24 protein-coding genes and 2 tRNA genes are annotated in these 24,998 nt (G+C 73.2%); 17 read left to right on the forward strand and 9 right to left on the reverse strand.

Annotation, left to right across the window (positions count from 1 at the left end):
* The first annotated feature begins 153 nt into the window (after positions 1–153).
* From CP982_RS16670 to CP982_RS16680, 3 genes are all read left to right on the forward strand, one after another.
* Positions 154–501: a hypothetical protein gene (locus CP982_RS16670; protein ID WP_150511271.1), complete on the forward strand. Its 348-nt coding sequence runs from the start codon at positions 154–156 to the stop codon at positions 499–501.
* A 146-nt stretch (positions 502–647) separates the two neighbouring features.
* Positions 648–1,250 carry a bifunctional DNA primase/polymerase gene (locus tag CP982_RS16675; RefSeq protein WP_150511272.1) on the forward strand — a complete coding sequence of 201 codons (603 nt, stop codon included), beginning with the start codon at positions 648–650 and terminating at the stop codon, positions 1,248–1,250.
* Positions 1,241–1,314, forward strand: a tRNA-Lys gene (locus tag CP982_RS16680). Before CP982_RS16675 ends, CP982_RS16680 begins: the two co-directional genes overlap by 10 nt.
* A gap of 68 nt (positions 1,315–1,382) precedes the next feature.
* Here CP982_RS16680 and CP982_RS16685 read toward each other — a convergent pair.
* A complete protein-coding gene (locus CP982_RS16685; RefSeq protein ID WP_150511273.1) occupies positions 1,383–2,654 on the reverse strand; it encodes a M6 family metalloprotease domain-containing protein in 1,272 nt (423 codons plus the stop codon).
* Positions 2,655–2,991: 337 nt separating this feature from the next.
* On the opposite strand from CP982_RS16685, the gene CP982_RS16690 reads away from it, so the two are divergent.
* Positions 2,992–4,848, forward strand: coding sequence for a putative bifunctional diguanylate cyclase/phosphodiesterase (locus tag CP982_RS16690; protein ID WP_184925476.1), 1,857 nt, complete (start codon positions 2,992–2,994; stop codon positions 4,846–4,848).
* A gap of 152 nt (positions 4,849–5,000) precedes the next feature.
* On the opposite strand, the gene CP982_RS16695 is transcribed toward CP982_RS16690, so the two are convergent.
* The 3 genes from CP982_RS16695 to CP982_RS16705 form a co-directional block, all read right to left on the reverse strand.
* Entirely contained in the window at positions 5,001–6,101 is a 1,101-nt protein-coding gene (locus tag CP982_RS16695; RefSeq protein ID WP_150515524.1) for an LLM class flavin-dependent oxidoreductase, read from the reverse strand.
* Positions 6,102–6,219: 118 nt separating this feature from the next.
* The gene (locus tag CP982_RS16700) at positions 6,220–6,960 is read right to left on the reverse strand and encodes a maleate cis-trans isomerase family protein (protein WP_150511275.1); all 741 of its coding nucleotides are present in this window, start codon (positions 6,958–6,960) and stop codon (positions 6,220–6,222) included.
* Positions 6,957–7,892 (reverse strand): maleate cis-trans isomerase family protein, encoded by a 936-nt coding sequence (locus CP982_RS16705; RefSeq protein ID WP_150511276.1) that lies wholly within the window; start codon positions 7,890–7,892, stop codon positions 6,957–6,959. Before CP982_RS16705 ends, CP982_RS16700 begins: the two co-directional genes overlap by 4 nt.
* Before the next feature lie 336 nt (positions 7,893–8,228).
* Between CP982_RS16705 and CP982_RS16710 the strand changes: the two genes are divergently transcribed.
* Together CP982_RS16710 and CP982_RS16715 are read left to right on the forward strand one after the other, a co-directional pair.
* Positions 8,229–9,215: a D-2-hydroxyacid dehydrogenase gene (locus tag CP982_RS16710; RefSeq protein ID WP_170316441.1), complete on the forward strand. Its 987-nt coding sequence runs from the start codon at positions 8,229–8,231 to the stop codon at positions 9,213–9,215.
* Positions 9,216–9,377: 162 nt separating this feature from the next.
* The gene (locus CP982_RS16715; protein ID WP_150511277.1) at positions 9,378–10,793 is read left to right on the forward strand and encodes an amidase; all 1,416 of its coding nucleotides are present in this window, start codon (positions 9,378–9,380) and stop codon (positions 10,791–10,793) included.
* Positions 10,794–10,811: 18 nt separating this feature from the next.
* On the opposite strand, the gene CP982_RS16720 is transcribed toward CP982_RS16715, so the two are convergent.
* From CP982_RS16720 to CP982_RS16735, 4 genes are all read right to left on the reverse strand, one after another.
* The gene (locus CP982_RS16720) at positions 10,812–12,074 is read right to left on the reverse strand and encodes an MFS transporter (protein WP_150511278.1); all 1,263 of its coding nucleotides are present in this window, start codon (positions 12,072–12,074) and stop codon (positions 10,812–10,814) included.
* A gap of 84 nt (positions 12,075–12,158) precedes the next feature.
* A complete protein-coding gene (locus CP982_RS16725) occupies positions 12,159–12,689 on the reverse strand; it encodes a carboxymuconolactone decarboxylase family protein (protein WP_150511279.1) in 531 nt (176 codons plus the stop codon).
* A 14-nt stretch (positions 12,690–12,703) separates the two neighbouring features.
* Positions 12,704–13,519, reverse strand: coding sequence for a hypothetical protein (locus tag CP982_RS16730; RefSeq protein WP_150511280.1), 816 nt, complete (start codon positions 13,517–13,519; stop codon positions 12,704–12,706).
* A gap of 194 nt (positions 13,520–13,713) precedes the next feature.
* Positions 13,714–14,205 carry a DUF3830 family protein gene (locus CP982_RS16735; RefSeq protein ID WP_170316442.1) on the reverse strand — a complete coding sequence of 164 codons (492 nt, stop codon included), beginning with the start codon at positions 14,203–14,205 and terminating at the stop codon, positions 13,714–13,716.
* Positions 14,206–14,336: 131 nt separating this feature from the next.
* Here CP982_RS16735 and ehuB point away from each other — a divergent pair, with 131 nt between their 5' ends.
* The 11 genes from ehuB (at position 14,337) to CP982_RS16790 (ending at position 24,767) form a co-directional block, all read left to right on the forward strand.
* Positions 14,337–15,269, forward strand: coding sequence for an ectoine/hydroxyectoine ABC transporter substrate-binding protein EhuB (ehuB, locus tag CP982_RS16740; protein ID WP_229879164.1), 933 nt, complete (start codon positions 14,337–14,339; stop codon positions 15,267–15,269).
* Positions 15,266–16,078 carry an ectoine/hydroxyectoine ABC transporter permease subunit EhuC gene (gene ehuC, locus CP982_RS16745; RefSeq protein ID WP_229879163.1) on the forward strand — a complete coding sequence of 271 codons (813 nt, stop codon included), beginning with the start codon at positions 15,266–15,268 and terminating at the stop codon, positions 16,076–16,078. Before ehuB ends, ehuC begins: the two co-directional genes overlap by 4 nt.
* Entirely contained in the window at positions 16,075–16,740 is a 666-nt protein-coding gene (gene ehuD, locus CP982_RS16750; RefSeq protein WP_150511282.1) for an ectoine/hydroxyectoine ABC transporter permease subunit EhuD, read from the forward strand. Before ehuC ends, ehuD begins: the two co-directional genes overlap by 4 nt.
* Positions 16,730–17,545: an ectoine/hydroxyectoine ABC transporter ATP-binding protein EhuA gene (gene ehuA, locus CP982_RS16755; RefSeq protein ID WP_150511283.1), complete on the forward strand. Its 816-nt coding sequence runs from the start codon at positions 16,730–16,732 to the stop codon at positions 17,543–17,545. The genes ehuD and ehuA overlap by 11 nt, the downstream gene beginning before the upstream one ends.
* 212 nt (positions 17,546–17,757) lie before the next feature.
* Entirely contained in the window at positions 17,758–18,516 is a 759-nt protein-coding gene (locus CP982_RS16760; RefSeq protein ID WP_150511284.1) for an IclR family transcriptional regulator, read from the forward strand.
* A 77-nt stretch (positions 18,517–18,593) separates the two neighbouring features.
* Positions 18,594–18,667 (forward strand) — tRNA-Lys (locus tag CP982_RS16765).
* Between the two features lie 142 nt (positions 18,668–18,809).
* Entirely contained in the window at positions 18,810–19,544 is a 735-nt protein-coding gene (locus tag CP982_RS16770; protein ID WP_150511285.1) for a thioesterase II family protein, read from the forward strand.
* A complete protein-coding gene (locus CP982_RS16775) occupies positions 19,541–20,380 on the forward strand; it encodes an endo alpha-1,4 polygalactosaminidase (RefSeq protein WP_150511286.1) in 840 nt (279 codons plus the stop codon). Before CP982_RS16770 ends, CP982_RS16775 begins: the two co-directional genes overlap by 4 nt.
* Before the next feature lie 110 nt (positions 20,381–20,490).
* Positions 20,491–21,756 (forward strand): sensor histidine kinase, encoded by a 1,266-nt coding sequence (locus CP982_RS16780; RefSeq protein ID WP_150511287.1) that lies wholly within the window; start codon positions 20,491–20,493, stop codon positions 21,754–21,756.
* Entirely contained in the window at positions 21,689–22,381 is a 693-nt protein-coding gene (locus CP982_RS16785; RefSeq protein ID WP_150511288.1) for a response regulator, read from the forward strand. Before CP982_RS16780 ends, CP982_RS16785 begins: the two co-directional genes overlap by 68 nt.
* A 169-nt stretch (positions 22,382–22,550) precedes the next feature.
* Entirely contained in the window at positions 22,551–24,767 is a 2,217-nt protein-coding gene (locus CP982_RS16790) for an MMPL family transporter (RefSeq protein ID WP_150511289.1), read from the forward strand.
* Here the strand turns inward: CP982_RS16790 and CP982_RS16795 are convergent.
* Positions 24,707–24,997: a hypothetical protein gene (locus CP982_RS16795; protein WP_150511290.1), complete on the reverse strand. Its 291-nt coding sequence runs from the start codon at positions 24,995–24,997 to the stop codon at positions 24,707–24,709. The genes CP982_RS16790 and CP982_RS16795 overlap by 61 nt on opposite strands.
* Position 24,998 lies beyond the last annotated feature (1 nt).

Below are 24,998 nucleotides of genomic sequence, written 5' to 3' on the forward strand. Positions count from 1 at the left end.
GCCCGGACGGCTGGGACGCGATGATGACGACGTGGTCCCACCTGACGGAACACCGGGTGCCCTGGCGGGGGTGACCAGGCGCAGCCCCCGGCCCCTTGCGGGGCAAGGGACAATGGGTCGCGGCACGTGGAGTACGAGGGAAGGAACGTGAAGATGGCGGAACCCGAGGCCGGGGGCAAGCGCATGCGCCCCGCGCCGTTGCTCTTCGAGCCCGCGGAAGCCGCCGCCGACCCGGAGCACTTCTTCGATCTGGAGTCCATCGAGGACCCGCGCGAACTGCTCTCCCGGGCCACCGAGTTGACCCTCGCCTTCCGGGCGGCGACGGACCGCTCCGTGGAGTTCCAGGCCATCGCGGCCGCGCAGCTCGCCGATCCGCGGCGGTTCGACCGGCTCACCCCGGCGGACATCGCCGAGCGCGCCCGGTGGACCGAGGACTACGCCAAGAAGATGGTGGAGTTCGGCCGGGACCTGCTGCGCCGGGACGGCTCGGGCACGCCGTAGGCCGTGCGGGCGGGCCCGCCGCACGCCCCCGCAGAAGCCCTCCTGGCATATGCCGAGGGCGCACGGTACCCCACCCGCACGGCCGCTGTCCCGAGCTTCGGGAACTCTACGGAACGGTGTGCTCACCGCGGGTACACGTAGTCGTCATGACCCTCACCCTCCCCCACGCCCCGGGGCCCCGCGCGTTCGGCTCGGCGGCCGACGTGACCGCCGACGGCGCCACGTGGCTCACCTCCGCGGAAACGTATCCGCGCAGAGTCCTCGCCGACTGGCGGGCGCGGCCCCACGAACCCGCCGTGCTGTCCTGCGGCAGCGCCTTCGACGTGGTGAGCGTCCCCGCCGTCTTCGGGCGGCGCATGGTCGACCGGCTCTGGCACGAGGGGCCGGGCTCGGGGCCCGTCGCCCTGCACCGGGGGCGCGTCCTGCTCTTCGCCGCGCCCGGCACCGCCCAGCGGCTGCCCTCGCTGCTCCGCTGGGAGGAGTGGGGCTCCGCCGTGCCGTCGCTGCTCTGCCACGGGGCCGGGGACGCCGTCACCGTGCCCCCGCTCGCGCGCGGCGACCACGACCGGCACGGGTCACGCTGGGTGGTCGCCCCCGACACCCGCAGCCCCTGGCTGCCCGGGCCCGAGGTGGTCCTCTGGGCCTGTGTACGGGCGGCCAGGGGCACCGCGGAACCGGCGGTGGGTATATCGATTTTTCCCAGCGGCGATCAGAGTGCTAAGGTCTACGACGTCAGCAGGCGCCGCTAGCTCAGTTGGTTAGAGCAGCTGACTCTTAATCAGCGGGTCCGGGGTTCGAGTCCCTGGCGGCGCACAGACAGAAAGAGGCCCCTCGCGGAATGCGAGGGGCCTCTTTCGTTGCTGTCCGTGACCGGTGTCGGCTCAGGCCGGGGTGATCTCGACGGTCCAGGCGCCGGACGGCGTGCGGTCCGCGACCTCGATCCTGACCCCGGCGCCCGGCACCGTGAAGCTCTCCCCCGCGCGCACCGGCGCGTCCGCGAGCGGCGGATAGACCGACTCGCTCCAGCACGCCTCGGTGCGCGGGTGAGCGTCCACCACCTCGACGGGACCCCGGCCCGAGGCCGTGTCGCTCTGGACGCGGTACACCAGGACGCCCTCGCTGCACGTCGCGTGGTCGTTGCCCGCGGGGCCCCGGGCCTCGATCGCGACGGCGCTGCCCCGGCCGGTGCGGATCACCGCCAGCTTGGTGCCGCCGACCCCTCGGGCGGGCGCCGCCAGGGGTTCGAGGGTCAGCCGCCGGGGGCCGCCGCCCCGCACGCAGACCACCTGGCGCGGGTCCAGCCAGCCCAGCTTCCACTTGTGCCACCCGAACAGATCAGGGGCCAGGCCGAACTGGCTGCCCATGACGTCCCAGTCGCCGACGTGCGTGTCCCAGTCGCCCTCGCCGTCGGTCGGCCGGTGGTACAGGTCCGGCAGGTCGAAGACGTGGCCCGTCTCGTGCGCGAGGACGTTGCGGTCCGGCGGATGGCGCTCGAAGACCGTGACGATGCGGCGGATCGAGGCGCCGTCGGCCCGCATCGGCCGGTCGAAGTTCACGACCTTCGTCGCGTCCGAGTCCACGCCCGGCGCGTCCGGGTCGGCCACGAAGTACACGATGTCGTACGCCGAGAAGTCCACGTGGGGATCCGCCGCGGCCATCGCGTCCCGCAGGTAGGAGGCGCGCCGCTGGGCGTTCCAGTCGCGCTCTATGGCGTACGCGGTGGACGCCTTGGGCATCGGGATCCACTCGGACTGGGGATGCGCGCGCAACTGGAACCGCCCGTACGAGGCACGCGCGAAGAAGTCGCTGGTCTCCGGGAAGTGGTCCGCGGCCAGCTCCGCGGGCGTCGTCGCCGGTGGCGAGTCGGGGAACGACAGGAAGACCATGACGGCGTCGCGGCTCCGGGTGGGGCGCGGATAGGCGGCGTTCCAGGTGTCGAGGCCCTCCGAGTGATGGGCCGCCGTGCGGCGGAGGGCGCACGGGCCCGCCGCCCCGTGGGCGATCGCGGGGCCCGCGACCAGGGACGTGGCGGCGACGGCGGTCAGACAGGTGAACAGCGTGGCCGCGGTGCGCAGCCGCTCCCCGCCACGGGTGAGCCGCCAAGGGGAGAGCTGACGCTCCACGTCGACCTCAGGGTGCGGAATGCGGGACACCCCACCCACCCTGTGGTGATTTGTTGAAGTTCGCCCAGTTTGTCTGACCTGACCGAGTGAACATGGTCGAGAAGGCGACACTCCCGGCGCTCACTCACCGTCACAAGCGGTCGTCGCAGAAAGAAAGCGGGGCCGGGCCGAGCAGAAACGATCTGCCGCGGACTCCGGGGCCGCCTCCGCGAGGTGCGGCGGCTGGAGGCGATGCGGGCCACCCTCTATGATCGGCACACTTTCCGGGCCCCGTCGGCCGTACATGAGCGGCCGATCGCCTCCCCAGACCCGCCAGGAACAGGGGCCCCATCGACCTGCTCGATCGATCGCACTGCGGGAGCAAGCGGTGAACGGAACGTCTGAAGGGCCGACTGCCACAGCGGTCACAGCACCGGGCCGCACCCGGCCTGCCGTCACAGAGCGTAATCAATGCTGCGGTGTGGCCGGGCACTCCGTCCAGCACACCGCCGACTACCGCGCGGCGTTCGCCGCCGCCCCCCTCCCCCTCGCCGTCGTCGACCGCGAGGGGCTCATCGTCTGCGCCAACGAGGCGTTCGCCGCGCTGCTCGGCGCGGACCACGCCGAACTGCCCGGCCGGGTCGCCGCCGACCTCGTGGACCTGGCGTCGGACGCCCGTGCCTGGCACGCGTACCACGAGGTGCTCCGGGGCCGCCAGGCCAAGCTGCGCTGCACGCGCCGCCTCAAACACCCCGACGGGCACTCCCTGTGGACGCAGATCACCGTCTCGCCGCTGCCGGACGAGCGGCACGCGCCGGGCACCGTGCTGCTCGCCGCCGCCGACATCAGCGCCCGCCGCGACCTCCAGGCACGGCTCCGCCACCTCCAGATGCACGACCCGGTGACCCGGCTCCCCAACCGCGCGCTGTTCTTCGAGCGGCTCGCCACCGCCCTGGAGGCGGGCGCGTACGACGACACGAGCACGGGCCGCGTCGGCCTGTGCTACCTGGACCTCGACGGGTTCAAGGCGGTCAACGACACCCTCGGGCACCGCGTCGGCGACCGGCTGCTCGCCGCCGTGGCCGAGCGCCTGACCGCCTGCGCCGACCGGGCCGCGTACGGCAGGACGTCGGCGCCGCTCGTGGCGCGGCTCGGCGGGGACGAGTTCGCGCTCCTCGTGGAGGACTCCACGGGCACCGACCAGCTCGCGGAGCTGGCCGACGCGACCCTGCGGGCCCTGCAGGAGCCCTTCGACCTGTCCGGGCAGCGGCTCTCCCTCTCGGCGTCCATCGGCGTCGTCGAGCGGCGCGCCGCGGGGACCACCACGACCGGTCTGATGCAGGCCGCCGACACCACGCTGTACTGGGCCAAGACCGACGGCAAGGCCCGCTGGACGCTCTTCGACCCGGAGCGCAACGCGCACTGCATGACCCGGCAGGCGCTTGCCAGTTCGCTGCGGCCCGCCGTCGAGCGCGACGAGTTCGTGCTCGACTACCAGCCGCTCGTGTGCATGGACGACGGCGGTCTGCGCGGCGTGGAGGCGCTGGTGCGGTGGGATCATCCGCAGTTCGGACTGCTCACGCCGAATCGGTTCATCGGACTTGCTGAAGAAGACGGATCCATCGTGCAGCTGGGCCGCTGGGTGCTGCGCACGGCCTGTCGGCAGGCGCGCCGCTGGCAGCTCGAACACCCCGGGCGGGAGCCGGTGTTCGTGAGCGTGAACGTCGCCGTGCGGCAGGTGTGGGACTCCGACCTCGTCGCGGACGTCGCGGAGATCCTCGCCGAGACCGGGCTCGCGCCCGAGCTGCTCCAGCTGGAGCTGACCGAGTCCGCCGTCATGGGCTCCGCCGGGCGGCCGCTCCAGGCCCTCCAGGCGCTGAGCGACATGGGCGTGCGCATCGCCATCGACGACTTCGGCACGGGCTACTCCAACCTCGCGTATCTGAGCCGCCTTCCCGTCTCCGTGCTCAAGCTGGACGGGTCCTTCGTCCGGGGCTTCCAGTACGAGGAGGGCGAGGGCCACGTCAACCCGGCCGACGAGGTGATCGTCGAGGCCATGGTGCGCCTGGCCCACCAGCTCGGGCTCACCGTCACCGCCGAGTGCGTGGAGACCTCGGGGCAGGCGGAGCGGCTGCGCAGGATCGGCTGCGACACCGGGCAGGGGTGGCTGTACTCCCGGGCCGTGGCCGCTGAGCGGATCTCCAAGATCCTTACGACGGAGGGGCTCGCTGCCGCCGAGGCGTGACGCCTCGGGCGCCGTACGCGGGTGCCGCCCCCACCCCCGTGAGGGGGCGGCACCCCCGCTTCCCTGGATGTGGTGCGCCATGTCCGTCGCGCGTCTGCGGCTTCGTCGGGGCTGAGCGCGCAGTTCCCCGCGCCCCTTCGGGGCGCTCCCGTTCAGCCCTCCTTGGGCAGGGCGTAGGTGTCTGCGATCAGTTCGTAGCTGCGCAGGCGTACGTCGCCGCTGTGGGCGTTGGCGGTGAGCATCAGCTCGTCGGCGCCGGTGCGCTTGGCGAGGTCGTCGAGGCCCGCACGGACCTGGTCGGCCGTGCCGTGGATGACGTTGCTGTTCCAGCTGGTCACGAAGTCCCGCTCCACCTCGGTGAAGCGGTGCGCGGCCGCCTCCTCGGGCGTGGGCACGAGCCCGGGGCGGCCGGTGCGGAGCCGGACCATGTTGAGGGCGGCGGCCCTGACCTGGCGGCGGGCCTCCTCCTCCACGTCCGTGGCGAGCGCGGAGACGCCGATCAGGGCGTACGGGGCGGCCAGGACCGCCGACGGGCGGAACGACTCGCGGTACAGGTCGAGCGCCGGGAGCGTGTTCTGCGCGGAGAAGTGGTGCGCGAACGCGAAGGGCAGGCCGAGGACCCCGGCGAGGCGCGCGCTGAAGCCGGACGAGCCGAGCAGCCAGATCGGCGGGCGGTGCGGGGACTGGACGCCGCCGGGGGACGTGGCCTGGACCGGGCCCGGGACCGCGTGGATCCGGGCGTAGGGGTGGCCGTCGGGGAAGTCGTCGTCGAGGAACCGGGTCAGCTCCGCGAGCTGCTGCGGGAAGTCGTCGGCGCCCTCGCCGAGCCGGTCCGTGCGGCGCAGGGCGGCCGCGGTGGCGCCGTCCGTGCCCGGGGCCCGGCCGAGGCCGAGGTCGACGCGGCCCGGGGCCAGGGCCTCCAGGGTGCCGAACTGCTCCGCGATGACGAGCGGGGCGTGGTTGGGGAGCATGACGCCGCCCGAGCCCAGGCGGATGCGGGACGTGTGGGCGGCCAGGTGCGCGAGGATCACGGCCGGGGACGAGGAGGCCACGCCCGGCATCGAGTGGTGCTCGGCCACCCAGTGGCGGTGGTAGCCGCGGGATTCGGCGAGCTTGGCGAGGGCGACGCTGGTGCGCAGGGCGTCGGTGGCGGTGCGGCCGGAGCCGACGGTCACGAGGTCCAGGACGGACAGGGCCGCCGGGGCCGTGCCTCTCGCCTCGGCCCGGATGCCGTCGCCGTCGCTCACGTCCATGTCCACTGGCACTGGGGCCTCCTGCGGTCCGCCTTGTCCGTCCGTACGGAAGGCGGTAACAGGAGGGGGGCTCCGCTTATTCCCGGTCCCTCGCGGGTGCGCCCCAGGCCCGCGCGGGCTAGGCGCCCGGGGACTGCACCAAGGGCTCCTTCGTGAAGAGGGCTCCCAGGCGGGGGGCGTTGACCCGGCGGGTGGCCAGGCGGAGGGCTTCCCAGACGGTGACCTGGTTGGCGGTGAGGACGGGCTTGCCGAGGGCGGCCTCCAGGTCGCGGACGTGGGCGGCGGTGTGCAGGGCCGTGTCGGGCAGGAGCACGGCCTGCGCGTCGGGGTGGTCGCCCGCGCGGGCGAGCGCGAGGACCTCGTCGAGCCCCCACGTGCCGACCTCGGCCGCCGTGACGATGCCGCTGGAGCGCAGGGACACCACCTCGGTCCCCGCCGCCTTGAGGAAGGCGGCGAAGTGCCCGGCGACGTCCTCGGGGTACGTGGCCGCGACGGCGACGCGCCCCGCCCCCAGCTCCCGTACCGCGTGGACGAACGCGAAGGACGTGGAGGACGCGGGCAGGCCCGCCGACCGGGCCAGGGCGCGCACCTGGCCGTGGGCGCCCTCCCAGCCGAAGACGAAGCTCCCGCTGGTGCACGCCCACACCACGGCCTCCGCTCCGGTCAGGCGCAGCTCCTCGACCCCGGCGGCGAGCCGCGCGGGCGAGCCCATCTCCAGGAGCGCGTCGACGCGGTGCGCGTCCTCGCCGATGTCGGTGTGGACGACCTGGAGGCGGATGTCGGAGCCGAGGAGCTGCTCGATGCGCGGGTAGTCGTCCTCGGCGGAGTGCCCCGGGTAGAGGAATCCGAGTGCGGTCAAGACCAGCCTCCTTCTGCGGTGGGGCCCGCGGCTCCGGGCCCCGCGGGCGGTTCCGGCAGGGCCTCCGGGGGCGCCGCGGGTGCGGGCGGCCCGGACGGCGGCGGCTCGGTCACCGCCGGTTCCGGCACGCCGCCCGCCGGTGACCCGAGCGCCGGGTCCAGGGGGGCGAGCGTCGCCGCGCCCGGCCGCGCGCCCGCGTCGATCAGCGCTTGGTAAGGCCCTACCGCACGCGTACCCAGCCGTCGCAGCGCCGACCACATCGTCACCTGGTTCGCCGACAGGACCGGTACCCGCAGCTCCGCTTCCAGCTGCGGGATGACGTCGTACGTGGGCAGGTTCGTACAGCTGATGAACAGCGCGTCCACCGGCCGCAGCACGGCGCGGCGCGCCATGTCCGCGACGTCGCGGTAGGGCACCTTCCAGATGTGCCGGGTGAGTCCGAGGTAGGCACGGCCCACGACGGAGACGCCCGCCTCGCCCAGGTACTCCTCCAGGGCCTGGGTGACCGACCAGGTGTACGGCGTGACGAGGGCGATGCGGTGCGCGTCCACCTCGGCGAGCGCCTCCAGGAGCGCGCCCGACGTGGTCACGGAGGCCACCGCGCCCTCGCGCGTCATGGCCTCGCACATGGCCCGCTCGCCCGCCACGCCGCCGACGAAGCTGCCCGACGTACAGGCGTAGGCGAGGACCTCGGGCTCGGCGGCGGTCAGCGCCCGGACCGCATCGGCGAGCGTCTCGTGCTCGCTGACCAGGCGCGCGAGGTCGAGGCTGACCTCGACCGGCACGTACGGGGTGCGCGTGAGGTGCAGGGAGACGTCGTCGGGGACCCACCGCCACAGCTCGCGGTCCAGGGCGAAGTCGAAGGGAGCGACGACGCCGACACCGCGCTGGGGGTGTGGTCCGCCGAGCATCGAGAAGGAAGTGACGTCCATGAGCAGGCCCTACGTTCGTGCGTGCGTGCGGTGACAGGGCCGGCCGGGGGCCGGAAGTGGTGCGGTGCCGGCGACGCGCCGGGACGTCGGGACAGGGAACGCGTGCGGCGTGCACACGGTCGCGGGAGCGGGTGCGCGGTACGCACTCGACCGCCGCGGTCACGGGAGTGAAGTGCCTCTGTTGACGAAGGTAGGTTCGGGTGCCAGCGTGGTCAATCCGCACATCTCAGACAGTCGAAGACGCCGGTTCACGCGGCGCGGCGTGCGCCGTACCGGCCCCAGTCCAGCACGCACTTCCAGGGAAGCGGGCTCTCGTTGCGAAATGGTTTCTCCACCGTGTCCGAAAGCACCGGGTCCGAGGGCCGTGCCGTGCCTCCGACCGTGCTCGTGCTCGACGCCCCGGCGCCCGCGCCGCCGCCGCGGCTCGGCGCGCTGACCGGCCGGGTCCGGATCCGGCACACCGACGCGGACGGCCTGGCCGGCGAACTTCCGGGCGCCGACGTGCTGTTGGTGTGGGACTTCCTGTCCGACGCGGTGCGCCACGCGTGGCCGGGCGAGGGGCCGCGGCCGCGCTGGGTGCACACCGCGAGCGCGGGCGTGGACCGCCTGATGTGTCCCGAACTCGTCGCCTCCGACACGGTGGTGACCAACGCCCGGGGCGTCTTCGACCAGCCGATCGCCGAGTACGTCGCGGCGCTCGTGCTCGCCATGGCCAAGGACCTGCCGCGCACGCTCGCCCTCCAGGGCGAGCGGACCTGGCTGCACCGCGAGAGCCAGCGGATCGCGGGCACGCGCGCGTGCGTGGTGGGTTCGGGCCCGATCGGGCGGGCGGTCGTGCGCACGCTCAAGGCGCTCGGCATCACGACGGTCCTCGTCGGCCGCCGCCCGCGCACGGGCGTGCACGGGCCCGCCGATCTCGACCGGCTGCTCGCGCGCGCCGACTGGGTGGTGTGCGCGGCGCCGCTCACCGAGGACACGCGCGGCATGTTCGACGAGCGCCGCTTCGGCGTGATGCAGCCGTCGGCGCGGTTCATCAACGTGGGCCGGGGCCCGCTGGTCGTGGAGGAGGACCTGGTGGCCGCCCTGTCCAAGCGGTGGATCGCGGGCGCGGCCCTGGACGTCTTCGAGAGCGAGCCGCTGCCCCCGGACAGCCCGCTGTGGACGGCCCCCGGTCTGCTGGTGTCCCCGCACATGAGCGGGGACACGGTCGGCTGGCGGGACGAACTCGGCGCGCAGTTCGTGAAGTTGTACGCGCAGTGGGAGGCGGGGCGGTCCCTGTCCAACGTGGTCGACAAGAAACGCGGTTACGTCCCGGGGCACTGACCGTGGCCGCGAGTGGGCAGGGATCACGCGTCCCCCGCGTTCCCCGCGTTCCCCGGGCCCACCGGTCTCCCCGGGTCCGTCTCGCCACATACGCGTGTTCGCAGGTCCCTTGCCGTTGTTCCCGTCGCCGTCCCCCCGCCGGGCACTCATCCAGGAGCGTGCATGACCGATCTCGCCGATCTGACCGCCACCCAACTCGTCGACGGCTACCGCAAGGGCGAATTCGGCCCCGTCGACGCGGCCCGCGCGGTGCTGCGCAGGGCCGAGGAGATCCAGCCGTCGGTGAACGCGTTCGTCCGTGTCGACGCGGAAGCGGCGCTCGCGCAGGCGCGGGAGAGCGCGGCGCGCTGGCGCGCGGGCGAGCCGCTCGGGCTCGTGGACGGGGTGCCGGTCACCGTCAAGGACATCCTGCTGCAGCGCGGCGGGCCCACGCTGCGCGGCTCCCGGTGCGTGGACGAGGAGGGCGCGTGGGAGGAGGACGCGCCGTCCGTGGCGCGGCTGCGCGAGCAGGGCGCGGTGTTCGTCGGCAAGACGACCACGCCCGAGTTCGGCTGGAAAGGCGTCACGGACAGCCCCCGGCACGGGATCACCCGCAATCCGTACGACACGACGCGCACCGCGGGCGGATCGAGCGGCGGCGGCGCGGCCGCCGTGGCCCTGGGCGCCGGGCCGCTGGCCCTGGGCACGGACGGCGGCGGCTCGGTGCGGATCCCCGGCGCCTTCTGCGGGATCTTCGCGCTCAAGCCGACGTACGGGAGGGTGCCGCTGTTCCCGCCGTCCGCGTTCGGGACGCTCTCGCACGTGGGCCCGATGACGCGGGACGCGGCGGACGCGGCGCTGCTCATGGATGTGATCGGGCTTCCCGACGCGCGGGACTGGTCCTGTCTCGGCCCGCGCGAGGGCACCTTCCGGGAGGCGCTGCGCGGCGGGGTGCGGGGGCTGCGGGTGGCGTACTCGCCGACGCTCGGCGGGCAGGTCGCGGTGCGGCCCGCGGTGGCGGCGGCCGTGCGCAGGGGCGTGGAGGCCCTGGCGTCGCTCGGCGCGTACGTCGAGGAGACCGACCCCGACTTCGCCGATCCCGTGGAGGCCTTCCACACGCTGTGGTTCAGCGGGGCGGCACGGGTGGTGCAGCAACTGCCGCCCGCGCGCCGGGAGTCGCTCGACCCGGCGCTGCGGGAGGTGTGCGGGCAGGGCGCCCGGTACAGCGCCCTTGACTATCTCGCGGCGGTCGACGTCCGCATGGAGCTCGGCCGGCGCATGGGCCGCTTCCACGAGACGTACGACCTGCTGGTGACGCCGACGCTGCCGATCACGGCCTTCGCGGCGGGGGCCGAGGTGCCGCCGCGGAGCGGGGCGCGGCGGTGGACGGGGTGGACCCCGTTCACGTACCCCTTCAACCTCACCCAGCAGCCCGCCGCGACGGTGCCGTGCGGGGTGGACGGGGACGGGCTTCCCGTGGGGATGCAGCTCGTCGGGGCGCGGTTCGCCGACGACCTGGTGCTGCGGGCGGCGCACGCCCTGTACGAGGCCGGGGCGGCGGCGATCCCCCGGCCCGGCGCGGCCGGGTCGGGGGACTAGGGCCTGGCGCGCGGCGCGTCACGCCGCCTTGGTCAGGGTGGACCGGTCCTTGGCCGGTGCGTGGAGAGCGGGCGCCGCGGCGGGGTGCCCGTCGTGGCGCGGCCACAGGAGGAGGGCCCCGGCCGCTCCCGCCCCTGCGAGGACCGCGAGGACGGACCAGGCGAGGGTGAGTCCGGCGCTCGTGCCGAGCCAGCCCGCGACGGGATAGGTGATCAGCCAGGCCAGGTGCGACAGGGAGAACTGGGCCGCGAACGCCTCGGGGATCGCGTTCCGTCCGACGGAGGCGCGCAGGACCTTGCCGGTCGGCGTGATGACCAGGGCCATGCCGACGCCGATCAGGCTCCAGACGACCGCCGTACCGGTCCAGGTGGCGAGTCCGGCCGCGGTGAGCGTCACCGCGGCGGTCGCGCCGCCGACGAGGACTCCGGCGCCGGTCATCATGACGGTGCGGGAGGCGATCCGGTCGAGCACGCGCGGCAGTACGAGGGCCGCGAGGAGCGTTCCGGTGCCGGAGGCGGCGAGCATCAGGGCGACGTCGGACTGCGAGCCGCCGAGTTCGTCGCGGACGTGGTTGACGGTGTTGACGACGACGATCGCCCCTGCCGACGCGACCACGAGGTTGAGCGCCATGAGGCCGCGCAGCCGCGGCGTCCCGAGGAAGGCCCTGATCCCCGCCGCCGCCTTGTCCCACGCCTTGGCGTGCGCGCTGGGGCGGGCGTCCGGGACGCGCGCCGACAGGACGAGCAGGGCGGAGACGAGGAATCCGGCGGAGGTGCCGAGGAACAGCCGGTCGAAGCTCATCAACGTCAGGGCGACGGCTGCGAGGACGGGGCTGAGCAGGCTCTCCATGGTGGAGGCGACCTGGGAGGCGGACAGCGCCCGGGTGTAGGCGGACTCGTCGGTGACGATGTCGGGGATGACGGCCTGGAACGTGGGGGTGAACGCCGCGGACGCGGCCTGGAGCAGGCCGATCAGCACGTAGATGTGCCAGACCTCGGTGACCAGCGGAAGCGCCAGGACCACCGCGCCGCGGACCACGTCGAGCAGGACCAGGAGCGTTCTCCTGGGGAACCGGTCGACGTACGCGGCGGCCAGCGGGGCGATGACCACGTACATGACCATCTTGATCGTCAGGGCGGTGCCGAGGACCATCCCGGCGCGCGGCCCCGCGAGGTCGTAGGCGAGCAGCCCGAGGGCCACGGTGGTGAGGCCGGTGCCGAACAGGGCGATGACCTGGGCACCGAACAGATGGCGGTAGTCGCGGATGGCGAACAGTCGCATGGCGGGTTCCTTCCGTGTCCATGCGGCGGGGCACGGCCCCGGGGCGGGGGCCGTGCCCCGCGACGACAGGCGGGGGAGTCTTCTCTACGCACCGGTGTCGCTCCCCGGTGTGAGGCCGGCGAGCAGGTTGAAGGCGCCGGTGAGGACGTTGAGGGCGACGACGCCGACGACGTCGGCCATCGCGCGGTCGCTGTGGCCGTGCTCACGCAGCGCCGCGATCTGTTCGTCGGTGATCGACGTCGGTTCGCGATGGATCTGGAGGGCGAGGGTGATGATCGCCGCGATCGCGGGATCGGCCGAGGTGCCCGCGCGGGCCCGCTCGATCTCTTCCTCGTCCACTCCCCGGGCGCGGGCGGCACTGACGTGCGCCTCCAGGCAGAGCCCGCAGCCCTGCCTGGCCTGGACGGTGATCGAGATCCGTTCGCTGGTCCCGCGGTCGAGCTTGGCTCGTCCCATGGCCCGGCTGAGCTGGAGGTAGCCGCCGAGGACGGAGGGCGAGTGCGCCATCGTCGAGACCATGTCGCCGAGTCGGCCGTGGCGGGAGGCCAGGTCGGCGAGGAGGTCGCGCGAGGCGCCGACCGCCGTGTCGGGAGTGAGCCGGGTCAGGCGTGGCATGCCGTTCCTCCCTCTCAGTGGTGGCCGTGGTGGCCGTGGTGGTGGCTCCCGTGCTCGGGTGCGGTCTGCGCCGCGGTCGCGGTCCGCACCGTGAACTCGGCCGTCCTGACCACGTCGTCGTGCTGGAAGTCCAGGTACAGGCGGTAGGTGCCGGCCGTGGGCGCGGTCGCCATGAAGGCGATCTCGGGTCCGGGCGCGGTGGTGCCGTCACCGGGCTCGCCCTCCGGGTGGACGTGGAGGTAGCCCAGGTCGCCGACCCGCAGGGCCACCAGGTGCCCGTACGCGGCCAGATAGGGCTGGAGGTCGGTGACGGGGCGGCCGTCGCGGCTCACGGTGAGGGTCAGTTCGCTCGCCTCGCCGGGCACGAGGGCGCCGTCGAGCGCCACGGTGTACGCGCCGGTCCGCGCGGTCCCGGTGGCCTCGGGGAGCGGCCGCGGGTCGTACGGCCCGGCGACCGCGGCGTCTATCCCCAGCGTCATCGTCCCGTCGTGGCCTGCCGGGTGGACGTCGGCGAAGAATCTCCAGTCCCCCGGCTCCAGGGCGAGGTCCACGCTCCAGGTGCCCTTCTCGTCCCGCACCGGGTGCACGTGCTGGAACCCGGCCGTGTCGCGCCGGACGGCGATGAAGTGCAGCTCCTTCTCGTGCTCGGGCGTGAACTCGGTGACGGGCCGCCCGTCGGGGCCCAGCACCCGGAAGGTGACCGGCTGCACGCCCGCGGTGAGGATCGTGGCGTCGAGTTCGAGGGTGTACCCGTTCTCCGAGACCGAGAGGCCGCCGGGGCGGGCGCCGCCGTGGCCTGCGTGGCCTGCGTGACCTGCGTGATTGTTCATGACGTCTCCCCATGGTTGTTCCGCGCCCTGCGGCGTCGCCCCTTCTGGGCGATGATCAGAACCATATACCCCCTAGGGGTATCAGGAAAGGCCTGGCGACCGAAATCCCAGGAGAGACGAAAGAGGGCATCTACGGCGTAGATGCCCTCTTCGGATGGCCCGAGGCGGCCTCACCGGCCGCGGTCAGCGGCGGCTCAGGGTTGCCGCCGGAAGCTCAGGGTCTCCCCCTGGGCTCCGGTGCGCCACAGGTCGTTGCAGGCCTCGGCCAGTGCGTCCAGGCCGTCCACGACCTGGCCCCAGACGATGCCGGGGACCCAGCCGACATCGCCGTTGATCAGCAGGTTGTTGCGCTCGTAGAAGAGGGCGAGGTCGACGATCGTGCCGCTCTGGGGCCGGTCGTAGCCGTGCGACGACGTGCCCAACTCGGTGCCGGTGAACGTGAAATAGCACAGGTCGCCCGGGATGGGCGTGATGGTGGGGTTCTCCAGCGGGGGTTCTTCGGGGGCGAAGGGCGGGAAGAGGGCGTAGATCTCGTTGCGGGCGTACTTCGCGTGGTACACGTCGCCGCTCAGCGGCAGCGCGTCCCACACGGCCGCGCAGGTCACCGGGGCCTTGTCGGCGAGGAGCAGCGCCGTGGCCCGGACACCGCGCTTGGCGAGGGCGACTTCGATGTAGCGGTCTGCCATGCGCCCCATGGTCCTCCCGGGGCCTCCGCCCGCGTCAAGAGCGCCCTGGCCGGGGCGGGTTCGGGGCGAGGTTCCCGGCGGGGCCGGAATTGATCCGCATATCTCGCATCGGGTCGGGTAGTCGCGCGCCCATGGCTCCACCACTGAGCAACCCCATCAAGACAGCGAGCGGCAGGACGGACGGAGGCAGACCGGGGCGCGCGCCCGGTCCGCCCCGGCGTGCGGTCCTGGCGTCCGCCGCCGCCATCGGCGCGGTCGGCGCCCTCGGCGCGGCGGGCTGCAGCCGCGTGCCCACCGGGGACACGCTGGCCCGCCTGAAGTCACAGGGCACGGTGCGGCTCGGCATCGCGGGCGAGGCACCGTACGGATACATCAACGACAAAGGGGACTTCACCGGCGAGGCGGTGGAGCTCGCGAAGATCATCTTCAAGCGCCTCGGCGTCGGCGACGTACAGCCCGTCGCGACCGACTTCAGCTCGCTGATCCCGGGCCTCAAGACACAGCAGTTCGATGTCGTGTCCGCCGGGATGTACATCAACAAAGAGCGCTGCCAGCAGGTGATCTTCTCCGATCCCGAGTACCAGATGCTCGACTCCTTCATCGTCCGTAAGGGCAACCCGATGGGCCTCCACTCGTACGCGGACGTCGTGAAGAAGAAGGCCAAGTTCGGCACCGGGACCGGTTACGCCGAGATCGCGTACGCGGTCGACGCCGGGTACAAGGAGAGCGACATCGTGATCCTCCAGGATCCGGTCGCGGGCCTGAACGCCGTCGAGGCCGGGCGCATCGACGTCTTCGGCGGGACCGCCCTGACGACCCGCGGCGTCGTGAAGAAGAGCCGCAAGGCCGAGGCGACCGACCCGTTCGCGCCGATCGTGGACGGCAAGAAGCACGTCGACGGCGGCGGCTTCACGTTCCGCCCCTCGGACACCAAGCTCCGCGACGCCTTCAACGTGGAGATCCACAAGATGAAGAAGAGCGGCGAGCTCTTCCGGGTGCTCAAGCGGTTCGGCTTCACCAAGGCCGAGATGACCACCCTGACCGCCAAGGAGCTGTGCCGATGACAGCGGGCCTCTGGGAACACTGGGTCCTTCCCGGCATCTGGATCACCATCCAGCTCACGCTCTACAGCGCGGCGCTCGCGACGGTCGTGGCCTTCGCCGTCGGCATGGCGCGCACGCACCGGCTGCGCGTGGTGCGGTTCTTCGCCGCCTTCTACACCGAGGTCTTCCGGGGCATGTCCGCCCTGATCCTGATGTTCTGGATCTTCTTCGTCCTGCCCCAGCTCGCGGGCTGGGCGCTGGTGCCGATGTGGGCGGCCGTGCTCGCCCTCGGGCTCTCCTACGGCGCGTACGGCGCCGAGATCGTGCGCGGCGCCCTGAACGCGGTGGCTCCGGCGCAGCGCGAGGCGGGGGTCGCGCTGAGCTTCACGCCGTGGCAGCGGATGCGGCTCGTCCTGCTGCCGCAGGCGGTCCCGGAGATGATCCCGTCGTTCTGCAACCTGCTCGTCGAGCTGCTCAAGGGCACCGCCCTGGTGTCGCTGCTCGGCATCGGCGACGTGTCCTTCGCCGCGTACCTGGTGCGGCTCGCGACCACCGAGAGCGCGCAGATCTACTCGATCACGCTGGTCATCTACTTCGTGCTCGCGTTCCTGCTGACGCGCGGGATGAAGGTCCTGGAGCGGAAGGCCAAGGCCGGGATCGGGCAGTTCCCGGAGCCGGGCCAGGGCCTCGGGCCCTGGCTGAGGTTCCGCCGGCCGAGCGCCAAGTCCGGTGAGCTGAGCTCCACGGGCGTCACGGACGTCGCGGGCGTCTCGGGCATCACGGGCGTCTCGGGCATCACGGGTGCGACCGGCGGAGGTGGCGCGCGATGAACCACGGTACGGACAAATGGGACTGGGGCGCGGTCGCCGACTTCATGCCGCACTTCTGGGACGGAGTGCTCGTCACCCTCCAGGTGCTCGCGCTCGGCTCGCTGATCTCCTTCTCGGTGGGGCTCCTGTGGGCGCTCGCCTTCCGCGCGCCGACGCGGTTCATCCGCTGGCCGGTCGGCCTGATCACCGAGTTCATCCGCAACACGCCGCTGCTCGTGCAGCTGTTCTTCCTGTTCTTCGTGCTGCCGGAGTGGAACATCCAGTTCTCCGCCGAGACCACCGGCACGATCGCGATCGGCCTGCACTACTCGACGTACACCGCGCAGGTCTACCGCGCGGGCATCGAGGCCGTGCCCGTCGGCCAGTGGGAGGCGGCCAAGGCGCTGAGCCTGTCGTACCCGCGCACCTGGACCGCGGTGATCCTGCCGCAGGCGATCCGCCGCGTGGTCCCCGCGCTCGGCAACTACGTCATCGCGATGCTCAAGGACACCCCGCTGCTCGCCAGCATCGGCGTCCTGGAGCTGCTCCAGCGCTCGCGGCTCGAAGCGGCGCAGACCTTCCAGTACACGGAGGCCCTGACCGTCGTCGGCGTCGCCTTCATCCTCATCGCCTATCCGTCCTCCCTCCTCCTGCGAGCCCTGGAGCGCCGTCTTGTCCGCTGACACCCCCCTCTCCAAAGACCGGGCGAACCCGGCCGTCGACGGCAGCGAGCTGATCCGCTTCGACAAGGTCGTCAAGCGCTTCGGCTCGAACACGGTCCTGGACGAGCTGGACTTCTCCGTGGCCTCCGGCAAGCACGTCACGCTGATCGGCCCGTCCGGCTCCGGCAAGACGACGATCCTGCGGCTGCTCATGACGCTGATCAAGCCGGACGAGGGCACGATCAAGGTCGGCGACGCGTACCTCACGCACGAGGAGAAGAACGGCAGGCTCGTCCCCGCGGGCGAGAAGCACGTGCGCGAGGTCCGCAAGAACATCGGGATGGTCTTCCAGCAGTTCAACCTGTTCCCGAACATGAAGGTGCTCCGCAACATCACGGAGGCGCCCGTCACCGTCCTCGGCCTCTCCAAGGACGAGGCCGAGCAGCGCGCCCGCGACCTGCTCGACCTGGTCGGCCTCGGCGACAAGTGCGACGCCTATCCGACGCAGCTGTCCGGCGGCCAGCAGCAGCGGGTCGCCATCGCCCGCGCGCTCGCCATGCGTCCGCAGGTGCTGCTCCTGGACGAGGTGACGTCGGCGCTCGACCCGGAGCTGGTCGCCGGGGTCCTCGACGTCCTCCGGGACATCGCGCACACCACGGACATCACCATGCTCTGCGTGACCCACGAGATGAACTTCGCCCGGGACATCTCCGACCAGGTCCTGATGTTCGACGCGGGCCGGGTGATCGAGTCGGGGCCGCCGGAGAAGATCTTCTCCGACCCCGGGCACGAGCGGACCCGCGAATTCCTGTCGGCGGTGCTCTGAGCGTTCCCGTCGGCGGCGCCCCGGGCGCCGCCCGCGCCGGGGTTTCCCCGTGCTCCTTCGCCGGGGAGCGCGGGGAACGCCGTAGAAACCTCCAACGCCCCCTACCAGCAGGCGATTTGGCGGTTATGGTGGACAGAGTCCAGCTGTCCGGAAACCGTACCGTCCAGGGATCACCAGGCCACCGGGGCCACGAGGGGTCGAGGGGGAGAGCCGTGACGCTCCAGCACCAGCCGACGACGGCGCACCGGTCGGTGCAGCACGCCCTGCGCGTGCTGGAACTCGTCGCGCGCCGCGGCACCGGCGTCACCGACGACGAGCTGGCCCGGCACACGGCACTGCCGCCGGCCCGGCTCGCCCCGCTCCTGCGCATGCTGCTCCGCGAGGGGTACGTGGAACAGCTCGCGGACGGGGCGTATGTGACGGGCGCCGCGCTCACCCGGCTCGGCTCCGCCGCCGAGCGCGGCCACGCCCTGCGCGAGAAGCTCCAGAGCACCCTGGTCGGCCTGCGCGACTCGATCGGCGCCGCGGTCTATGTGAGCCGGTACGTGGACGGCGAGATCCGGGTCCTGACCGTCGCGGACGGGCCGGGCACGCCGAAGGTCAACGAGTGGGTGGACTTCCGCGTCGCGGGCCACGCCTGCGCGGTCGGCAAGAGCCTGCTCGGCCAGCTGGACGTGGCCGCGCGCCGGGACCACCTCGCGCGCCACAAGATGCCCCGGCTCACCTCGCGGACGATCACGAACGAGCGGGTGCTGCTCACCAAGCTCGCCGCCCAGGCCCCCACGGTCCCCGTCCTCGACATCCAGGAGTACGCGGTGGGCACGGTCTGCGCCGCCGTCCCCGTCACGGCGGGCTCCGCGGTCGGCTGCCTCGCCCTGTCCCTGCCGGTCGAGCGCGCGCACCGGCTGCGCGAGGCCGCGGAGACCCTGAACCGCAAGGCGGCGCCGGTGCTGCTCTCGCTGGCGATCTGAGCAGGCGGTCGGGCCACTGGCCGAGCCGGTGGTCGAGAGCACCCCCTGGGACCAGGTAATATTTTCTTCGTCAGCAGGCGCCGCTAGCTCAGTTGGTTAGAGCAGCTGACTCTTAATCAGCGGGTCCGGGGTTCGAGTCCCTGGCGGCGCACTAGCGATCAGGTCACCCACCTGGTGCTGGCTTCGAAGAGGGCGCTTCCGGTTTCCGGAAGCGCCCTCTTCGCGTTCCCGGAGGCGTCGCCTCCGCGTGCGATCATCGGATGTCGAGCGGATACCGGTGGTGGGGGGACAGCATGGTGTGGACGACCGTCATGGAACCGAGGCCCTTCGCGGCCCGGCGCCTCGTGTGCTTCCCGCACGCGGGCGGCTCGCCGCACTTCTTCCGCGCGTGGGGCAAGGCCCTCCAGGACTTCGAGGTGCACGCGGTCTGCTACCCGGCGCGCGGCGAGCGCATCGCCGAGCCACCCGCCACCGATCTGCGGCAGCTGGCCCGCGACCTCGCCCGGGAGCTGCGGCCGCTCCCGGACGGACGGCCCACGGTCTTCTTCGGGCACAGCATGGGCGCCTCCGTCGCCTACGAGGTCGCGCGGATCTGGCAGTCCCGGGGCGCGCGCCCCGAGCACCTCTTCGCCTCGGCGTCCCGGGCCCCGGGGACCGCGCAGGGCTCCCCCGAGGAGGCCGCGGGGCTCTCCGACGCGAAGGTCCTCGACGTGCTGCGCGGCCTCGGCGGCACGGAGGCGGAGCTGCTCGACAACCCGCTCTTCCTCGAACTCGTCATGCCGTACGTGAGCGCGGACTTCCGCATGGTCGCGGGGTACGCGGCCCCGGCGGACGCCGCCCCGCTCGACTGCCCCGTCACCGTGCTCCTCGGCGACGCCGACACCCGGGTGAACACCGCGCACGCCGAGGCCTGGCGGGACACCACCCGGGCCGCCTTCGAGCTGTTCACGCTCCCCGGCGGACACTTCTACCTGGCCGACGAACCGCCGTACGCCCTGATCGAGCGGGCCGCGGGAGGCCGGGGATGAGCGGAGCGCCCGGCCGAGTTCGCCGCGCCCCTACGGGGCGTGCCCTCGGCGCCCTCGCTCTCGCCGTGGCGCTCCTGACGAGCTGCTCCGGCGAGAAGAGCGGCCCCTCCGACCGCACGCCGAAGGCGCCCCGTGCCGGTGCCGCCTTCGACTACCAGCTGGGCGGCGCCTACCCGCCCCCCGACGGCGTCCGCGCCGTCTCCCGCGACCGCGGGGCGAAGCCCGCCCCGGGCCGCTACAACATCTGCTACGTCAACGCCTTCCAGGCCCAGCCCGGCGCCAAGGCCACCGCGTGGTGGCGCAAGCACCACCCCGACCTGCTGCTGCGCGGCGCGCACGGCAAGCTCGTGGTCGACGAGGACTGGGCGGAGCCCCTCCTCGACATCTCCACCGCGGCCAGGCGCAAGGCCCTGCTCGACGTCGTCGGCCCCTGGATCGACGGCTGCGCGCGCGCCGGGTTCGACGCGGTGGAGCCCGACAACCTCGACTCGTACACCCGCTCCCGAGGCCGCATCGACGCCGCCGACGGCCAGGCCTTCGCGCGGCTCCTGGTGCGCAGGGCCCACGAGCGGGGCCTGGCCGTCGCGCAGAAGAACACCACCGAGTTCCTGGACGAGAAGCTCGGCTTCGACTTCGCCGTCGCCGAGGAGTGCGGCCAGTACGGCGAGTGCGGCGACTACGCGGCGGCGTACGGCGGGAAGGTCTTCGACATCGAGTACGAGAAGAAGGGGTTCGACGCCGCGTGCCGCCGCTGGGGCGGCAGGATCTCCGTCGTCCTGCGCGACCGCGACGTGGCCCCGGCCGGCGAGGACGGCCACGTGTACCGGCGCTGCTGACCTCCCCCGCGCGGGCCGTACGGCCGGGCCGCCGGATATCCCTCGTACCGGCGAGGACGCGGCCCGCCGCCCGTGCTGAACTGGCAACCCCCGTGCGAGGGAGCCGCCGCATGCAGCGAACGTCCGTGCCGAGACCTGGGCCGGTGCGCCGCCGTCACCACCCGTTCCACCTGTTCCACCCGTACCTCCAGGACGGGGCGCTCGCCGCGCTCGTCCTGTTCGCCACGTCCCTGCAGTTCGTCTTCCCCCACGAGGGCGACGACCGGCTCTCCCTGGTCGGCTTCCTGCTCGGCGCGGGCACCGCGGTGCCCCTGGTGTGGCGGCGGCGCGCGCCGATGCTCAGCGTCTATCTGGTGACCCTGTTCACGCCCGCGATGGCGGTCTACCGAACGCCGCCGCCGGACGTCGCGTACGGCGGCCTCGTCGCGCTCTACACCCTCGCCGTCGTCGGCAGACCCGTGCAGCGGCGCGTGGTGCTCGCCACCTGGTTGATCGGCGCGACCGCCACGATGACGTTCCGGGAGCGGGCCGAGCCCTTCGAGTACGCCTTCCACCTGCTGAGCTTCGTCAGCGCGTACGGCTTCGGCGTCCTCGCCCGGCTCAAGGGCGCCTACACCGCGGCCCTGGAGGACCGGGCGCTGCGCCTGGAGCGGGAGCGGGCCGGGGAGACCGCGCGGGCCGTCGCCCGGGAACGGGCCCGGATCGCCCGGGACATGCACGACGTACTGGCGCACGCCGTGAGCGTCATGGTGGTGCAGGCGGAGGCGGGCCCCGTCGTGGTGCGGGCCGATCCGGCGCGCGCGGAGCGGGCGTTCGAGGCGATCGGCGCGGCCGGGCGGGACGCGATGGAGCAGTTGCGGCGGATCCTCGGGGTACTGCGGGAGGCGGACGGCGACGGCTCGGCGGGCGGCGACCGGGGGCCGCAGCCCGCTCTCGCGGCGCTGCCCGCCCTGCTCGCGCGCGTCGAACAGGCGGGCGTCACCGTGCGGTTGAAGGAGTCGGGCGAGGCGCGCCCGCTGGCCGCCGACGTCGACGTGGCCGCGTACCGCCTGGCCCAGGAGGCGCTGACGAACGTACTGAAACACGCGGGGGCGAGCCTGGTGACCGTGGAAGTCGCCTGGTCACCGCGCGAATTGGCGCTCACGGTGACGGACGACGGCACGGGCGCGGCGCGGGGGGACAGCGGGGGCTACGGCCTGGTCGGCATCCGGGAGCGCGCCGCCGCCTGTGGCGGCCGGGTGGACGTGGGACCCGCCGCGGGCGGCGGATTCCGTGTCGCGGCGCGGCTGCCCACGGCATCCTTGGCGCATGAGCATCCGCGTGGTGGTGGCCGACGACCAGGAGCTGGTGCGCAGCGGCTTCGCGATGATCCTTGACGCGCAGCCCGGCATCGAGGTGGTGGCGGAGGCGGGCGACGGCGCCGAGGCCGTCGACGCCGTGCGCCGCCTCGCGCCGGACGTGCTGCTCCTGGACGTCCGCATGCCCGGCGTCGACGGCATCGAGGCGGCCCGCGTGGTGTGCGCGGAATCCGGCTGCCGGGTGGTGATGCTGACGACGTTCGACGTCGACGAGTACGTGTACGACGCCCTGTACGCGGGCGCGAGCGGCTTTCTGCTCAAGGACGTGCGCAGGGACGACCTGGTGCACGCGGTCCGCGTCGTCGCGGCCGGGGACTCCCTGCTCGCCCCGTCCGTGACCCGCCGTCTGGTCGCGGACTTCGTGCGCAGGGGCCGCCCCGACCGGCCGGCGGAGTCCCCCTCGGCCCCGGCCGCCCCCTCCCGGCGCCTGGCGGTGCTCACCGCCCGCGAGGAGGAGACGCTGCGGCTGCTGGCCCGCGGCCTGTCGAACGCGGAGATAGCGGCGGAGTTCGTGGTCAGCGAGCACACCGTGAAGACCCACGTCAGCAACGTCCTGTCGAAGCTGGCGCTGCGGGACCGCGTCCAGGCTGTGATCTGCGCGTACGAGCACGGGCTCGTGGTGCCCGGGGACCACGGCGGCTGAGCGCCCCTCCCCCGCCGGAGGGAGGCGGACCGTCCCCCTCCCCCGCGCGACCCATGGACCGCCTCCTCGAAGACCGCTCCCCACGGCGATCCGGTACCCGCCCGCCACGGGCGAAGGTATGGCCGAGAACAGTCTTCGCCCCGGCCCCTGGGGCCAGTTAGGAGCGGTCATGCTCGCCAAGCTCTCCCGGACGGCCACCCGGCGCCCGGTCTTGGTGCTGTTGGTCTGGTTACTGCTGCTCGTCGTCGGATTCGGTTTCGGTACGCGGGTGTTCGGCGACCTCAACTCGTCCGTGGAGGACGTGCCCGGCAGCGAGTCCGCGGTCACGAGCGAGGTGCTCGGGCCGCTCACCCCGGGCGGGGAGTCGTTCACGGCGTCCGTCACGGGCGGCGCGGACGGGTCGGTGCGCGCGCCGGAGGTGCGCGCGGCCGTGGCCGACGCGATCGCCGACGTGCGCGGTCTGAAGGGGGTCGACCGCGTCGGCGACCCGTACACCGGGAAGGGCCTCGCCGCCGAGGACGGCAAGGTGCTCCTGGTCCCCGTCACGCTGGCGGGCGACCTCTCCGACCGGGACGAGATCCGCGTGGTGAACGACGCCGCCGACCGGCTGCGGGAGATCGCCCCGGCGGCGGACGACCGCGTCGACGTGGCGGTCAGCGGCGACCCGCTGCTCGGCGACCAGACGGGCGGCCGCGCCCAGGAGGACGTGACGCGCGCCGAGTTGATCACCTTGCCCGCCGTTCTGCTCGCCCTGCTGCTGATCTTCGGCGGGCTGCGGGCGGCCGGTCTGCCGCTCCTGGTCGCGGTGAGCGGGGTGGCCGGGGCGTTCCTGACGCTGTTCGCGTTCAGCCAGGTCACGGACATCTCGGTGTACGCGGTGCAGGTGGTGTCGATGCTGGGCCTCGGCCTCGCGGTCGACTACGCGCTCCTGATGGTGGTGCGCTTCCGCGAGGAACGGGAGCGTGAGCCGGACGTCGTGCGCGCCGTGCACGCCACGGTCGCGCACGCCGGACGGACCGTGCTGTTCTCCGGTCTGACGGTGGCCGTGTGCCTGTCGGGCCTGGTGTGGTTCTCCAGCCCGTTCCTGCGGAGCATGGGGCTCGCGGCGGGCGCGGTCGTCGTGGTCGACATGCTGGCGGCCCTGACACTGCTGCCCGCGCTGCTCACCCTGTTCGGCGGCAAGCTCACGCCGCGGCGCGCGAAGTCGCGCCTGCGGAAGCGGCCCGCGGAGCCCGGCGCGCTCTTCGCCCGGCTCGCCCGCTTCTCCGCCCGCCGCCCCTACGCCGTCCTGGTCACCGTCGTCGCCGGGCTCGCCGTCCTCGCGCTGCCCGTGTTCGGCATGCGCATCGAGATCGGCGACGCCCGCCAGCTGCCGCACGACACCGAGGCCCGGCAGCTCTACGACGCCGTGCACGAGCACTTCCCGGCCGGCACCGACGTGAACACCGTCGACGTCATGATCGAGCCCGGTGCCGACCCCGCCTACGAGCGCGGGATCCGCGCCCTGTCCGGCGTCACCCGGTCCAGCAGCGAACGGCTGCCGAACGGCTCGACGCTGGTGCGGCTCACCCCGACCGGCTCGGCGGACGGACCGAAGGCGACCGGCCTCGTCGAGCGGGTGCGCGAGCTGCGCGGCGACGAACCGGCGCGGGTCACCGGCACCGCGGCCCGGCTCGTGGACTTCCGGGAGATGCTCGCCGAGCGTGCCCCCTGGGCCGTACTCACCGTGCTCGTGGGCCTGTTCGCGCTGCTCTTCGCCTTCACCGGCTCACTCCTCAGCCCGCTGCGGACGCTGTTCACCACGCTGCTGAGCCTGGGCGCCGCGCTCGGCGTGGTGACCTGGGTGTTCCAGGACGGGCACGGGGCGAGCCTGCTCGGCGGCGAGGGCCTCGGCGCGCTCAGCCTGACCGCGCCACCGCTGATCATCGCGATCGCGTTCGGGCTCGCCATGGACTACGAGCTGTTCATCCTGTCGCGGATGCGGGAGTCCTGGGAGGCGACCGGGGACGCGCACGAGGCGGTCGTCGAGGGCCTGCGCCGCTCGGGCCGCGTGGTGACCTGTGCCGCGCTGCTGCTCGCCATCGTCTTCGGCGGCTTCATGACGGGCGGCTTCTCACCGATCCTGCAGATCGGCCTGGGTCTGACGCTCGCGGTCCTGATCGACGCCACGATCGTGCGGATGCTGCTCGTGCCCGCCGCGATGACCCTGCTCGGCGACCGGGCGTGGTGGGCGCCGCCGTTCCTGCGGCGCCTGCACGAGCGGTACGGGCTCTCGGAGGCGCCGACGACGGCCGCGGCGCAGCGCCCGGACGGCGGGCCGGAGCCTCAGGAGAGCACGACGATGTCCATGACGAGCGCCGCGGCGAGCCCGCAGCCGAGGAGGTAGCTGCCGAGTCTGGTCCGGCCGCGGCGGCTCAGCTCGACCACGAGTCCGCAGAGGATCAGCAGCAGCCCGTACACACCCACGACTAGAACGGACGCTCTATCTACTAGATGGATTCCGAGTAGCGCCGCCGCCACCGCCATCCCCGCGGTGGCGGCGGCGACGCGCAGCCGCCGTGCCTGGCGCGGGGTGCGGGCCCCGCGCTCCGCCGGCCCTTGTTCCGACATGCTCATG

This window comes from Streptomyces spectabilis (assembly GCF_008704795.1).
Taxonomy (GTDB): domain Bacteria; phylum Actinomycetota; class Actinomycetes; order Streptomycetales; family Streptomycetaceae; genus Streptomyces; species Streptomyces spectabilis.